This window comes from Pseudomonas sp. MF09156, assembly GCF_059862305.1.
Genome location: NZ_JCBCUR010000016.1, coordinates 57972 through 71684, shown reverse-complemented (window position 1 = coordinate 71684; position 13713 = coordinate 57972). Strand labels below are relative to the sequence as shown.

The following is a 13713-nucleotide window of genomic DNA, read 5'->3' as shown; positions in this document are numbered from 1 at the left end:
AAAATATTTATCTTGCAGCAACTTGGCTGAAATATCCCCTCGCCAAGATCCCCTCCCAACACCAGCGGGGCAGAACCCGTGTGTTTTCCAACGCAAAAGACCACCAATTAGGGGAATTCTTCGATGATCCGTAAGCACTTCGCCGGTTTCGCGGCCAGCGCCCTGGCCCTGGCCGTTACCGCCCAGGCTTTCGCTGGTACTGTCACTACTGACGGCGCCGATATCGTTGTCAAAACCAAGGGCGGCCTTGAGGTTGCTACTACCGACCAGAACTTCAGCTTCAAGCTGGGTGGTCGCTTGCAAGCCGATTACGGCACATTTGACGGCTTCTACACCAAGAACGGTGATTCGGGCGACGCCGCTTACTTCCGTCGCGCCTTCCTGGAGCTGGGTGGCACCGTCTACAAGGATTTCAAATACCAGCTCAACTACGACTTCTCCCACAACTCGGGTAACTCCGACGACGGTTACTTCGACGAAGCGTCCATGTCCTATGTGGGCTTCAAGCCGGTGACTATCCGCGTTGGTCGTTTTGACCCGGATTTCGGCCTGGAAAAAGCTACCAGCTCCAAGTGGATCACCGCCATGGAGCGTAACTCGGCCTACGAGGTTGCAGACTGGGTCAACACCCACGAAAACGGCATGGGCATCCAGGTCAGCGGCACTGCGGCTGAGATGTTCTACGGCTCCGCCAGCCTGGCTTCCAAAGACATCAACGACGAAGACGGTAAGGGCGTGAAGCAATTCAACGGCCGTATCGTGTTGGCGCCGATGAACAAAGGCGGCGACGTCCTGCACTTCGGCTTGAACGTGGCGGCACGTGACCTCAACGACGCGGCCTTCGACTCGCGGATCCGTCCGCGTCTTGGCGCCCGTGGCGTGGCGACGACCGGTGGCAACGATGCTGGCTCCAACGGCAACCGCGCTACCTTCGGCGGCGGTGTGGGCCTGAACGCCAGCAACCTGACCGCAGTCGGCGCCTATGACACCGACACCGTGTTTGGTGGTGAGTTTGCCTTCGCCACTGGCCCATTCTCGGTACAGGCTGAAGCCCTGAGCCGCAAGATGAAGGCTGACAGCAATGCCTACCAGGACGTGAAAACCAGCGGTTTCTACGGCCAACTGGCCTACACCCTAACCGGCGAATCCCGTGCCTACAAGCTCGACGGCGGCAAGTTCGACGCCATCAAGCCTGAGAACAAGCAGTACGGCGCCTGGGAAGTGTTCTACCGCTACGACAGCATCAAGGTTGACGACAAGAACATCGTCGTCAGCAGCGCTACCCGCGAAACCGGCGACGCCAAGGCCAACGTGAACACCCTGGGTGTGAACTGGTACGCCAACGAAGCGGTCAAGCTGTCCGTGAACTACAGCAAGGTCAGCACCGACAAAATCACCAACGCCAATGGCGATGACAGCGGTGACTCCATCGTCGGTCGTGTGCAGTACGTGTTCTAAGCAACTGCAATACCGCTCCAACGCGCTCTTTCTTCATCCGTTAAAGCGCGATCCTCTTTTTCACCCCGCCAACTGGCGGGGTTTTTTTTTGCTGACCGCGCGGGTGGCAGGTTCTGTCAGAATGGCCTGAATATCGTGAGCGAGCGTTTACCGTCGGGGAATGGCATGCCGTTGAAACGTTTGAATAGCCTGTCCGAAGTATCGCCTGATGAATGGAACGCATTGGTTCCCGAGGATCAGCCGTTTCTGCGCCATGCTTTCCTCAGTGCGCTGGAAGACAGTGCCAGCCTTGGCCGGCATTCTGGCTGGCAGCCGGAGCACTTGCTGCATTACGAGGGCGAGCGGTTGGTGGCGGCGCTGCCCAGCTATCGCAAATGGCACTCCTATGGCGAATACGTATTCGACCATGGCTGGGCTGACGCCTGCGCGCGCGCGGGCATCGACTATTACCCCAAGCTGCTGACAGCGGTGCCTTTCAGCCCGGTCAGCGGGCCGCGCCTGTTGACGGCCAGTGGCACGGATGGCCTGGAGCTGCTCCAGAGCCTGCCTGGCTACCTGGAGATCGAAGGGCTTTCCAGTGCCCACATCAACTTCACCGATGCCATGGCCGATGCCGCGCTGGGCCAGCAACCTGGTTGGCTTGCGCGCCTGGGTTGCCAGTTTCATTGGCAGAACCGTGGTTATCGCGACTTCCAGGACTTCCTCGACGCCTTGAGCTCGCGCAAGCGCAAGCAGATGCGCAAGGAGCGCGAACAAGTGGCGGGGCAGGGCATCGAGTTCGAGTGGCTGCACGGCCATGAGCTGAGCGAGGCCCAGTGGGATTTTGTCTACGCCTGCTACGCCAACACCTATGCGGTGCGCCGGCAGTCACCGTACCTGACGCGAGCGTTTTTCAGCCTGCTGGCCGAACGCATGCCGCAGGCAATACGGGTGGTGCTGGCCAAGCAAGGGCCGCGCCCGGTGGCCATGGCGTTCAGCCTGGTCGGCGGCGACAGCCTATATGGCCGCTATTGGGGCTGCCTGGGCGAATTCGACCGGCTGCATTTCGAGACCTGCTTCTATCAAGGCATGGACCACGCGATTGCCAATGGCCTGCAACGTTTCGACGCCGGGGCCCAGGGCGAGCACAAGTTGATCCGTGGATTTGAGCCGGTGATTACCCACTCCTGGCACTACTTGCGCCATCCAGGCTTGAAAAGCGCCGTGGCGGATTTCCTGGAGCGCGAGCGGGTGGGGATTCTGGCGTATGCCGAGGAGGCGCGGTCGGCGTTGCCGTATCGACAGGCCTGAATACAGGTTTGTTTTGTAACCCTTGGTTGGCAAGCCCTGTTGAGATATTGTTGGGTGAACTACTTTGTATTTACAAAAGTAAATACAGGGTGGGCCATGAATTTCGAGTGGGATGAGTCCAAGAACCAAGCCAATATTCTTAAACACGGTATTGATTTCAACGATGTGCCGGATATCTTCCAACACCCGATGCTAGCCTTGCTTGATGAGCGGGCGGATTACGGTGAAGAACGTTGGGTCGGTATCGGATGGATCAAGATTTTGATTGGTGTAGTTGTATATACCGAGCGTCGAGGTGATGTGATCCGCATCATCTCAGCCCGAAAAGCAACCAAGCAGGAGGCCAAATACTATGTCGAAAACATCGAAAACTGACTGGGAGCGACTGGCCAAGATGAGCGATCAGGAGGTTGATACCAGCGATATTCCCGAGTTGGGTGAAGACTTCTTCCGTCGTGCAGAGTTGCGCGTGCCTGTGAAACAGGCCGTCACTATTCGGCTCGATGCTGACGTCCTTGAGTGGTTCAAGGGGCAAGGTGCGGGCTATCAGACTCGTATCAACCAACTGCTGCGTCAGTACATGCAAGCTCACCAAGGCTGATAGCACCCATGTAGGAGCCAGCTTGCCGGCGATGACGGTGTGTCTGCCCATGATGTGCTGGCAGGTAGTCCGTTATCGCTGGCAAGCCAGCGCCTACAAGGGTTATTGCGGTTGGATCAGGCGGTTTCTTCTTTGCCCAACCAACGGTAGGTGATGCCACCGATCACTGCGCCAAGGATCGGCGCCAGCCAGAACAGCCACAGCTGCTGGATCGCCCAACCGCCGACAATCAGCGCAGGGCCGGTGCTGCGGGCCGGGTTGACCGAGGTGTTGGTGACCGGGATGGAGATCAGGTGGATCAGTGTCAGCCCCAGGCCAATGGCGATGGGTGCCAGGCCAGCCGGTGCGCGACGGTCAGTGGCGCCGAGGATGATCAGCACGAACATCGCGGTCATCACCAGTTCGGTGACAAACCCAGCCGCCATCGAATACCCGCCCGGCGAGTGTTCACCGTAGCCATTGGATGCCAGGCCCGAAGCCAGTTCAAAACCCGGCTTGCCGCTGGCAATGAAGTACAGCAGGCCCGCTGCCACTACGCCGCCAATGACTTGCGCGACGATATACGCTGGCATTTCCCTGGCCGAAAACCTGCCGCCGACCACCAGGCCCACGGTGACTGCCGGGTTGAGGTGGCAGCCGCTGATATGGCCAATGGCAAATGCCATGGTCAGTACGGTAAGCCCGAATGCCAGCGAGACACCCAGCAGGCCGATTCCGACATCGGGGAACGCTGCGGCCAGAACCGCACTCCCGCAACCACCCAACACCAGCCAAAACGTACCTAACCCTTCTGTAACGGAACGTTTGAACAGAGACATGAACGCGTCCTTCTAAATCAACTGGTCGGTGAGGCTTCCCTGCAGTCTGATGTCAGGGCCCTCCCTGGGCCCTGATTGCAGTACAGCAGGATTGTGATACACGGCCAGCGAGTTCGAAAAAACTGTCAGAATTGTTCGGAATTGATCGCGCGGTTAGTAGTCCAGAATCAGTCGATACCCACGAATCCTCCGGTCTGGTGCTGCCACAATCGCGAGTACAGGCCGCCATGTGCCAGCAATTGCGCATGGCTGCCACTTTCGGCGATCTGGCCTTTTTCCAGGACCACCAACCTGTCCATTCGAGCAATCGTGGACAGGCGGTGAGCGATGGCGATTACCGTCTTGCCTTGCATCAGGGTTTCCAGGCTTTCCTGGATGGCCGCTTCCACTTCCGAGTCCAGGGCCGAAGTGGCTTCGTCCATGATCAGGATCGGTGCATCCTTGAGCAGGACCCGGGCGATTGCGATGCGCTGGCGTTGCCCGCCGGAGAGTTTCACCCCGCGCTCACCCACATGGGCATCCAGGCCAATGCGGCCCTCGGCGTCCGACAGCAGCGGGATAAATTCATCGGCACGCGCCTTGCGAATCGCTTCCCAGAGCTCTTGGTCAGTGGCATCGGGTTTGCCGTACAGCAAGTTGTCGCGGATCGAGCGGTGCAGCAGCGAGGTGTCCTGGGTGATCATGCCGATGCGTTCGCGCAGGCTTTCCTGGGCCACTTCGGCGATGTCCTGGCCGTCGATCAGGATGCGTCCGCCTTGCAGGTCGTAGAGGCGCAGCAGCAGGTTGACCAGGGTCGACTTGCCGGCACCGGACGGGCCGATCAGGCCGATCTTTTCCCCTGGCTTGATCACCAGGTTCAGGCCACTGATGATGCCGCTGCTCTTGCCGTAGTGGAAATCCACCTGTTCGAAGCGCACTTCGCCGTGGGGCACGCGCAGGCGCGGGGCGTTCTCGCGGTCGATTACCGCCAGGGGCTGGGCGATGGTTTTCAGGCCGTCCTGGACCATGCCGATGTTCTCGAAAATGCCATTGACCACCCACATGATCCAGCCCGACATGTTGACGATGCGGATCACCAGGCCGGTCGCCAGGGCGATGGCGCCGACCGAGATCAGCGATTGCGTCCACAGCCACAGGGCCAGGCCGGTGGTGGTGACGATCAGCAGGCCGTTCATGGTCGTGATGACCACGTCCATGCTGGTGACCACGCGGCTGGCCAGCTGGGTTTTTTCGGTCTGCTCGATGATCGCTTCCTTGGCGTACTCCTGCTCGGACTGGGTGTGGGCGAACAGCTTCAAGGTGGTGATATTGGTGTAGCCATCGACGATGCGCCCCATCAATTTGGAGCGCGCCTCGGAGGAAATCACCGAGCGTTCCTTGACCCGTGGCACGAAGTAGCGCAGCGCCAGGCTGTAGGCAATGATCCAGGTGACCAGCGGGATCATCAGGCGCCAGTCGGCCTCGGCGAACAGCACCAGGGAACTGATGGCATAGATCGCCACGTGCCAGATGGCATCGACGGCGGCCACGGCCGAATCACGCAGCGAATTGCCGGTCTGCATGATGCGCTGGGCAATGCGCCCGGCAAAATCGTTCTGGAAGAAGTTCAGGCTCTGCTTGAGCACATAGCTGTGGTTCTGCCAGCGGATCAGGCTGGTCATGCCGGGGCTGATGGTCTGGTGCACCAGCAGGTCGTGCAGGGCGCCGAAGATCGGGCGCAGCAGCAGGGCGACCACGGCCATCCAGATCAACTCGGTGGCGTGGATCTGGAAGAAATTGGCCGGCGGCGTGCCCTGGGCCAGGTCAATGATGCGGCTCAGGTAGCTGAACAGCGCCACCTCGATCAGCGCGCCGATCAGGCCCACCACCAGCAGCGCGGCAAAGCACGGCCAGACCTGGCGCAGGTAATAGAGGTAGAAGGGCAGGACTTTATCGGGAGGTGCCGCGCTGGGAGCGTCGCGGAAGATATCGATCAGTTGTTCAAAACGACGATAGAGCATTAGGTCTGACGCCCGCCGGGCGGGCTCTCCTTGTTGAATACGCGCGCGGCCTTGTGGGCGGCGCGCGGAACTCCTGTCGATCAGTCGATGATTTTGGCCGACTTGATAAGCACAGGATCGATGGGCACGTTTTGCATGCCTTGCTTGGTGGTGGTCTGCGAGTTGACGATCTGGTCCACCACGTCCATGCCACTGACGACTTTGGCGAAGACTGCGTAACCGGCATCGCGACCTGGGTCGAGGAAGGCATTGTCGGCAACGTTGATGAAGAACTGGCTGGTGGCCGAGTTGGGGTTGGAGGTCCGGGCCATCGACAAGCTGCCACGCACGTTATGCAGGCCGTTGCTGGCTTCGTTGCGGATAGGGTCCTTGGTGTCTTTCTGGACCATTTGCGAGGTGAAGCCACCGCCCTGGACCATGAAGCCTGGAATCACACGGTGAAAAATGGTGTTGGTATAAAAACCACTCTTCACGTATTCCAGGAAGTTCTTGCTGGAGATCGGCGCCTTGACCGGGTCCAGTTCGATTTCGATTTTGCCAAAGCTGGTGTCCAGCAAGACATGCGGTGCCTTGGCGTCCGCCGCCATCAGGTTGGCAGCAAACAGAACAGAACCGGCAAAAACGGCGATTTTTTTCAGCATGGGTCAGTGATCCTGGGAAGTGGTTTGGACGGTCTTGAGAAAATCGAGCAGGGTTGTATTGAAGGTCTCGGGTTGGTCCAGCGGTGTCGCGTGACGTGAGTCCGCAATCACTACCAACCGCGCATCAGGCAGCAGTTTTACATAGATTTGTTTTTGCGCCACCGGGGTGTAGTCGTGGTCGGCGCTGATGACCAGGGTTGGACAGGTAATCCGCGAAAGTCGTTCCTGCACCCCCCAGCCCACAATCGCATCGAAGCTGGCGAGGTAAGCACGTTTGTCGTTTTTTGCCCAGCGTTCGGTCATCTTGCGCCGCAGGTCGGCCTGTGAGGGCTTGGGGAACAACCGGTCGCCAAGCGCCTTGCCGATGGTATTCAAGCTCAGCACGCGCGCCAGGCTCCAGCGCTTGGCCCATTGCCAATAATCATCGGCGCTGCGCACCTTGACCTCGGGCGTGCTGTTGACGATGCACAGGCTTTTGAGCAACTGCGGTTGGTCGACCGCCAGTTGGAAGGCGATCATCCCGCCCATCGACAGGCCCACCACATGGGCGGCGGGCAGTTGCAGGTGTTCGATCAGCGCCACCAGGTCGGCGGTAAAACCGGCGATGCTGTAGCGCTCCCGGGGCTTGTCGGAGCGCCCGTGACCGCGCACATCCAGCACCACCAGGCGGTAATGCCGGGACAATACCGGGATTTGCAGTTCCCAATCCTGGCAACTGGAGCCCAGGCCGTGGATCAGGATCAGTGGCTCGCCGTGGCCGTATTCCTCGTAATGCAGGGTGCAGCCTTCATGTTCGAAATAGGCCATCGGTGAACTCCGTGTCAGGCTTGCCGGGGAGCGGCAAAGGGTGCGTCCAGCGGTGCGGTGTCGAAGGTGCGCAGCAGTTCGACGAGAATCTGCGTGGCCGGGCCCAGGGGCTTGTCCTTGTTCGAGTACAGGTAGAACGTCGGGTGGCGGCTGGCGCCTTGCTCCAGGGGCAGTTGCTTGAGCACACCCTCCTTGAGTTCGCGCTCGATCATGTGCCGGGGCAGCCAGGCAAACCCCAGGCCGCTGCCGACGAAGGTGGCGGCGGTGGCCAGGCTGCCCACGGTCCAGCGCTGTTCGGCGCCGAGCCAGCCGACGTCCCGCGGTTGCTGGCGACCGGAGTCGCGGATCACCACTTGCATCTGGCTTTCCAGGTCCTGGAAGCTCAATTCGCGGTTGAGCCGGTGCAACGGATGTTCGGGGTGGGCCACGGCGACAAATTCCACGTCGCTCATTTCCGTGCCCAGGTAGCCGGGGATGCTGAAGCCGCTGATCGCCAGGTCGGCCACGCCTTCGATCAGCAGTTCCTCGACACCCGACAGCACTTCTTCGCGCAGGCGCACACGGCAGCCACGGCTTTGCGGCATAAAGGCGGTGAGGGCGCGTACCAGGCGGGCGTTGGGGTAGGCGGCATCGACTACCAGGCGTACTTCGGCTTCCCAGCCTTGTTCCATATGGTGGGCCAGGTCTTCCAGTTGGCTGGCGTTTTTCACCAGTTGCCGGGAGCGGCGCAACAGTACTTCGCCGGCGTCGGTGAGTACGGCCTTGCGCCCATCGATGCGCAACAGGGGCACGCCCAGTTGGTCTTGCATGCGGGCCACGGTGTAGCTCACCGAGGATTGCGAGCGGTGCAGCACTTCGGCCGCCTGGGCGAAGCCGCCATGGTCGACCACGGCTTGCAACGTGCGCCATTGATCAAGGGTCACGCGGGGCGCTTTCAAGATGAGCTCCTCTTGTCCTAAGCTGGCGGTCCTTATTGGAGACTGCCGAATGAGAAAATTCTGTTGTGTAGTGCTGGCATTGTTGCCGTTGAGCGCGTTTGCCTATCCGATCGACGTGTCAAAGTCGATCAAGGGGGTCAGCATCGATTACAACGCCTCCGATGTGGACGGCGATATCAGCTCCATCCAGCTCAGTAACTTTGGCAGCAATGACGCTGCGTGTACGGTCGCGTTTACCAATGGCCCGGAGCCAGCGCGGGTGCGCAAGGTCACGGTCCCCGCCGGCAAAAGCACCAACACCACGGTCAAGTTCAGCCGCGCGATTATCAAGATGCGGATCAAGCTGACCTGCGAACCCAAGTAAGGTGCTGCGGAGCACTGACGATGCTCCGCTTATAAACAACTTTATAGATGGGTTATAGCAGTTTTTTGCGCTTTTTTATCGAACGGGCTCTGTTTAACCTTCACTCCATCGACTTACAGCAATTACCGATGGAGCTTACAAAGCCATGTCCAACGTTCTGATCATCGAAAGCAGCGCCCGCCAGCAGGACTCTATCTCCCGCCAGTTGACCCAACAGTTCATCAGCCAATGGCAGGCGGCCCACCCGGCCGATCAGATCACCGTGCGCGACCTGGCTGTCAACCCGGTGCCGCACCTGGACGCGAACCTGCTGGGTGGCTGGATGAAGCCGGTCGAGCAGCGCAGTAGCGACGAGCAGGCTTCCCTGGATCGTTCCAACCACCTGACCGACGAGTTGCTGGCCGCCGATGTGCTGGTGATGGCCGCGCCGATGTACAACTTCGCCATCCCCAGCACCCTCAAGGCCTGGCTTGACCATGTGCTGCGTGCCGGCGTGACCTTCAAGTACACCGCCACCGGCCCCCAGGGCCTGTTGACCGGCAAGCGCGCCTTTGTGCTGACCGCCCGTGGTGGCATCCACACCGGCGCGAGCAGCGATCACCAGGAACCGTATCTGCGCCAGGTCATGGGGTTTATCGGCATCCATGACGTGACCTTCATTCATGCCGAAGGGGTGAACCTGGGTGGCGATTTCCAGGAAAAGGGCGTGAACCATGCCAAGGCCCTGCTGGCACAAGTTGCCTGAAGCGTTAATCGCCAGATAATCGCGCGATGTTTTTATAGCTCCACGCAACCCTTCAAGTACGCGTATCGAACCTCCCTTTGCGCTCGTTGCTCCTGAGTGCTCCTGCCCGACTGGCGCTTTAGCGAGGTCGGGTTTTTTTTGCCCCGAGTTTCGCCCCGCCGTGAAAGACGCTAATGTCGCGCCCATTCAAATATGAGGCGCACATGGGCTACTTACTGATTGTCACCCTGATCCAGGCGTTTTCCTTCAGCTTGATCGGCGAATACCTGGCCGGTCATGTCGACAGCTACTTCGCCGTGCTGGTGCGTGTGCTGCTGGCTGGGTTGGTGTTTATCCCCCTGACCCGCTGGCGCTCGGTGGAGCCTGCGTTCATGCGCGGCATGCTGCTGATCGGCGCGTTGCAGTTCGGCGTGACCTACGTGTGCCTGTATTTGAGCTTTCGCGTGTTGACGGTGCCGGAGGTGCTGCTGTTCACCATCCTCACGCCGTTGCATGTGACCCTGATCGAAGACGCGCTGAACCGGCGCTTCAACCCCTGGGCGCTGATCGCCGCGCTGGTGGCGGTAGCGGGGGCGGCGGTGATCCGTTTTGACCAGATCAACCCGGACTTCTTCATGGGCTTTTTGCTGCTGCAACTGGCCAACTTCACCTACGCCGCTGGGCAAGTGCTGTATCGGCGCCTGGTGGCGCGGCACCCGAGCGACCTGCCGCACTACCGGCGCTTTGGCTACTTCTATTTGGGAGCGTTGGCGGTGGTATTGCCGGCGTTCCTGCTGTTCGGCAAGGCCAACTTCCTGCCCGAAGCGCCGTTGCAATGGGGTGTGCTGCTGTTTCTTGGCCTGGTCAGCACCGCCTTGGGTTTGTACTGGTGGAACAAGGGCGCGTGCCTGGTCAATGGCGGCACCCTGGCGGTGATGAACAACCTGCATGTGCCGGTGGGGTTGCTGCTGAATCTGCTGATCTGGAATCAGCATGAGCCGCTGGGGCGGTTGTTCCTGGGCGGGGCGGTGATTGTGGCGGCAGTGTGGATCAGCCGGTTGGGGATTCGCCCGGCGCCACTCTGCCGGCAATGATCGTTCCCAAGGTGGGAGCGGGCTTGCCCGCGATAGCGGACGATCAGTAACAGATGTGTTGACTGACCCACCACTATCGCGGGCAAGCCCGCTCCCACAGGGGCGCTGCTTCGCGCCTGGTTAGAGCGTAGCCTTCTCCGGCGCCGGCAAATGGCTGGCACCCAACACCGCCGGCAGTACTCCGGCCCGCAGGTCGTTGCCACTCGGTTGCTGGTACAGGCTCAAGCCAAACTCCGGCAGCACCGCCAGCAGGTAGTCGAAAATATCCCCCTGGATCCGCTCGTAATCCGCCCACGCCGTGGTGCGGGTGAAGCAGTAGATTTCCAGCGGCACGCCCTGGGAGGTGGTCTGCATCTGGCGCACCATGCAGGTCATGTTCGGCTGGATATCCGGATGGCTCTTCAGATAAGCCAGGGCATAGGCACGGAAGGTGCCCAGGTTGGTCATGCGCCGGCGGTTGGCCGACAGTTGCGCGCTGTGGCCCTGGGCTTCGTTCCAGGCTTTCAATTCTGCCTGTTTGCGGCTGATGTAGTCGGTCAGCAGGTGGACCTGGGTCATCCGCACTTCTTCATCGTCACGCAGGAAACGCACGCCGGCCGCGTCGATAAACAGGCTGCGCTTGATCCGCCGCCCGCCCGAGGCCTGCATGCCGCGCCAGTTCTTGAAAGACTCGGACATCAAGCGCCAGGTGGGGATCGAGACGATGGTCTTGTCGAAGTTCTGCACCTTGACCGTATGCAAGGTGATGTCCACCACGTCGCCATCGGCGCCGACCTGGGGCATTTCGATCCAGTCGCCGACTCGCAGCATGTCGTTGCTGGTCAATTGCACGCTGGCGACAAACGACAACAAGGTGTCCTTGTACACCAACAGGATCACCGCCGACATCGCACCCAACCCCGACAGCAGCAACAGCGGCGAGCGGTCGATCAAGGTTGCGACGATGATGATCGCGCCAAACACGAACAACACCATTTTCGCCAGTTGCACATAGCCCTTGATCGAGCGCGTGCGGGCATGTTCGGTGCGGGCGTAGATATCCAGCAGGGCGTTGAGCAGGGCGCTCATGGCCAATACCTGGAACAGGATGGTGAACGCCAGCGCCACGTTGCCGATGAACAGCGCGCTGGTCTTGCTCAATTCCGGCACCAGGTGCAGGCCGAACTGGATCACCAGCGACGGCGTCATCTGTGCCAGGCGGTGGAAGACTTTGTTGTGGCGCAGGTCATTGAGCCAATGCAGGGCAGGTTGGCGGCCGAGCAACTTGACGGCATGCAGGATCAGGTAGCGTGCCACCCGTCCGACCAGCAGGGCCACCACCAACAGCACCAGCAAAGCCAGGCTTGAATGCAGCAGCGGGTGTTGGTCCAAGGCACCCCAGAGGTCTTGGACGTTGAGCCAGAGCTGTTTGATATCCATGGTTTAACGCGATTCTTCTGTAAGACATGACGGGGCGATTAGAGCATTTAAGTGCTGCAAAGTTGTGCAGGCAGACAAATCACCTGACAAAAAACCACCTGATTGGCCCACTTCGCGTAAAGAAACTCGGCCTGAGCGCCCGAAACCGTTACCCTATGCAGCTGATTTTTTGTATTTCTTCGAGGTAGCACCCGTGTTTTCCCAATTCGCCCTGCACGAACGCCTGCTCAAAGCCGTGGCCGAGCTTAAATTTGTCGAGCCTACGCCTGTGCAAGCAGCGGCCATCCCGCTCGCGCTCCAAGGGCGTGACCTGCGGGTGACGGCTCAAACCGGGAGTGGCAAGACCGCCGCTTTCGTCCTGCCGATCCTCAATCGCCTGATCGGCCCGGCCAAGGTCCGCGTCAGCATCAAGACCCTGATCCTGCTGCCTACCCGCGAACTGGCCCAGCAGACCTTGAAGGAAGTGGAGCGCTTCTCGCAGTTCACTTTCATCAAGTCCGGCCTGATCACCGGTGGCGAAGACTTCAAGGTGCAGGCCGCCATGCTGCGCAAGGTCCCGGATATCCTGATCGGCACCCCAGGGCGGATGATCGAGCAATTGAACGCCGGCAACCTGGACCTCAAGGAAGTCGAAGTGCTGGTGCTCGACGAAGCCGACCGCATGCTCGACATGGGCTTTGCCGACGATGTGCAGCGCCTGGTCGAAGAATGCGTCAACCGCCAGCAGACCATGCTGTTCTCCGCCACCACTGGCGGTTCGACCCTGCGCGAGATGGTCGCCAAGGTCCTGAACAACCCCGAGCACCTGCAGGTCAATAACGTCAGCGACCTGAACTCGACTACCCGTCAGCAGATCGTCACCGCTGACCACAATGTGCACAAAGAGCAGATCCTTAACTGGCTGCTGGCCAACGAGACCTATCAGAAGGCCATCGTGTTCACCAACACCCGGGCCATGGCTGACCGTATCTACGGGCGCCTGGTGGCTCAGGAGTACAAGGCGTTTGTGTTGCACGGTGAGAAGGACCAGAAGGACCGCAAGCTCGCCATCGACCGCCTCAAGCAGGGCGGCGTGAAGATCCTGGTGGCCACCGACGTCGCCGCGCGCGGCCTGGACGTCGAAGGCCTGGACATGGTGATCAACTTCGATATGCCACGCAGCGGCGACGAGTATGTGCACCGTATCGGCCGTACCGGGCGTGCCGGCAACGATGGCCTGGCCATCTCGCTGATCTGCCATGGCGACTGGAACCTGATGTCGAGCATCGAGCGCTACCTCAAGCAGTCGTTCGAGCGCCGCACCATCAAGGAAGTCAAAGGCACCTACACCGGGCCGAAGAAGGTCAAGGCTTCGGGCAAGGCCGTGGGCGTGAAGAAGAAAAAGGTCGACGCCAAGGGCGACAAGAAGAAAACCGGCGCCAAGTCGCCGACCAAGCGCAAGATCGCCAACCGGCCGAAGACCGACAACCTGTCGTTGGTCAGCAAGGACGGCATGGCGCCGCTCAAGCGCCGCAAGCCAGAAGCGCCGGCTGCCGAGTAATACGCCAGCGCACTAAAAA

General features: G+C 60.2%; 14 protein-coding genes. 8 read left to right on the top strand and 6 right to left on the bottom strand.

Annotation, left to right across the window (positions count from 1 at the left end):
* The first annotated feature begins 123 nt into the window (after positions 1-123).
* From AC19YY_RS25085 to AC19YY_RS25070, 4 genes are all read left to right on the top strand, one after another.
* Positions 124-1458 (top strand): OprO/OprP family phosphate-selective porin, encoded by a 1335-nt coding sequence (locus tag AC19YY_RS25085; RefSeq protein ID WP_169955595.1) that lies wholly within the window; start codon positions 124-126, stop codon positions 1456-1458.
* Between the two features lie 165 nt (positions 1459-1623).
* The gene (locus tag AC19YY_RS25080; RefSeq protein WP_500605044.1) at positions 1624-2748 is read left to right on the top strand and encodes a GNAT family N-acetyltransferase; all 1125 of its coding nucleotides are present in this window, start codon (positions 1624-1626) and stop codon (positions 2746-2748) included.
* 96 nt (positions 2749-2844) lie between these two features.
* Positions 2845-3123: a BrnT family toxin gene (locus AC19YY_RS25075; protein ID WP_170043266.1), complete on the top strand. Its 279-nt coding sequence runs from the start codon at positions 2845-2847 to the stop codon at positions 3121-3123.
* Positions 3101-3349, top strand: coding sequence for a BrnA antitoxin family protein (locus AC19YY_RS25070; RefSeq protein ID WP_170043267.1), 249 nt, complete (start codon positions 3101-3103; stop codon positions 3347-3349). Before AC19YY_RS25075 ends, AC19YY_RS25070 begins: the two co-directional genes overlap by 23 nt.
* A 116-nt stretch (positions 3350-3465) precedes the next feature.
* On the opposite strand, the gene aqpZ is transcribed toward AC19YY_RS25070, so the two are convergent.
* The 5 genes from aqpZ to AC19YY_RS25045 all read right to left on the bottom strand — a co-directional run bounded on the left by aqpZ (position 3466) and on the right by AC19YY_RS25045 (position 8553).
* Positions 3466-4167, bottom strand: coding sequence for an aquaporin Z (aqpZ, locus tag AC19YY_RS25065; protein WP_500605043.1), 702 nt, complete (start codon positions 4165-4167; stop codon positions 3466-3468).
* Positions 4168-4334: 167 nt separating this feature from the next.
* Positions 4335-6167: an ABC transporter ATP-binding protein gene (locus tag AC19YY_RS25060; protein WP_169955598.1), complete on the bottom strand. Its 1833-nt coding sequence runs from the start codon at positions 6165-6167 to the stop codon at positions 4335-4337.
* A gap of 80 nt (positions 6168-6247) precedes the next feature.
* The gene (locus AC19YY_RS25055) at positions 6248-6808 is read right to left on the bottom strand and encodes a peptidylprolyl isomerase (RefSeq protein WP_500605042.1); all 561 of its coding nucleotides are present in this window, start codon (positions 6806-6808) and stop codon (positions 6248-6250) included.
* Between the two features lie 3 nt (positions 6809-6811).
* Positions 6812-7615 (bottom strand): alpha/beta fold hydrolase, encoded by an 804-nt coding sequence (locus AC19YY_RS25050; protein ID WP_170043269.1) that lies wholly within the window; start codon positions 7613-7615, stop codon positions 6812-6814.
* A 14-nt stretch (positions 7616-7629) separates the two neighbouring features.
* Positions 7630-8553: a PA3225 family LysR-type transcriptional regulator gene (locus tag AC19YY_RS25045; RefSeq protein ID WP_169955601.1), complete on the bottom strand. Its 924-nt coding sequence runs from the start codon at positions 8551-8553 to the stop codon at positions 7630-7632.
* 49 nt (positions 8554-8602) lie between these two features.
* Between AC19YY_RS25045 and AC19YY_RS25040 the strand changes: the two genes are divergently transcribed.
* The 3 genes from AC19YY_RS25040 (at position 8603) to AC19YY_RS25030 (ending at position 10735) form a co-directional block, all read left to right on the top strand.
* Positions 8603-8917 carry a 3-phosphoglycerate kinase gene (locus AC19YY_RS25040; RefSeq protein ID WP_169955602.1) on the top strand — a complete coding sequence of 105 codons (315 nt, stop codon included), beginning with the start codon at positions 8603-8605 and terminating at the stop codon, positions 8915-8917.
* Positions 8918-9062: 145 nt separating this feature from the next.
* Entirely contained in the window at positions 9063-9662 is a 600-nt protein-coding gene (locus tag AC19YY_RS25035) for an FMN-dependent NADH-azoreductase (protein ID WP_169955603.1), read from the top strand.
* A gap of 203 nt (positions 9663-9865) precedes the next feature.
* Positions 9866-10735 carry a carboxylate/amino acid/amine transporter gene (locus AC19YY_RS25030; protein WP_128593759.1) on the top strand — a complete coding sequence of 290 codons (870 nt, stop codon included), beginning with the start codon at positions 9866-9868 and terminating at the stop codon, positions 10733-10735.
* 120 nt (positions 10736-10855) lie between these two features.
* On the opposite strand, the gene AC19YY_RS25025 is transcribed toward AC19YY_RS25030, so the two are convergent.
* Positions 10856-12154: a mechanosensitive ion channel family protein gene (locus AC19YY_RS25025; RefSeq protein WP_169955604.1), complete on the bottom strand. Its 1299-nt coding sequence runs from the start codon at positions 12152-12154 to the stop codon at positions 10856-10858.
* 193 nt (positions 12155-12347) lie between these two features.
* On the opposite strand from AC19YY_RS25025, the gene AC19YY_RS25020 reads away from it, so the two are divergent.
* Positions 12348-13694 carry a DEAD/DEAH box helicase gene (locus AC19YY_RS25020; RefSeq protein ID WP_500605041.1) on the top strand — a complete coding sequence of 449 codons (1347 nt, stop codon included), beginning with the start codon at positions 12348-12350 and terminating at the stop codon, positions 13692-13694.
* Positions 13695-13713: the final 19 nt, after the last annotated feature.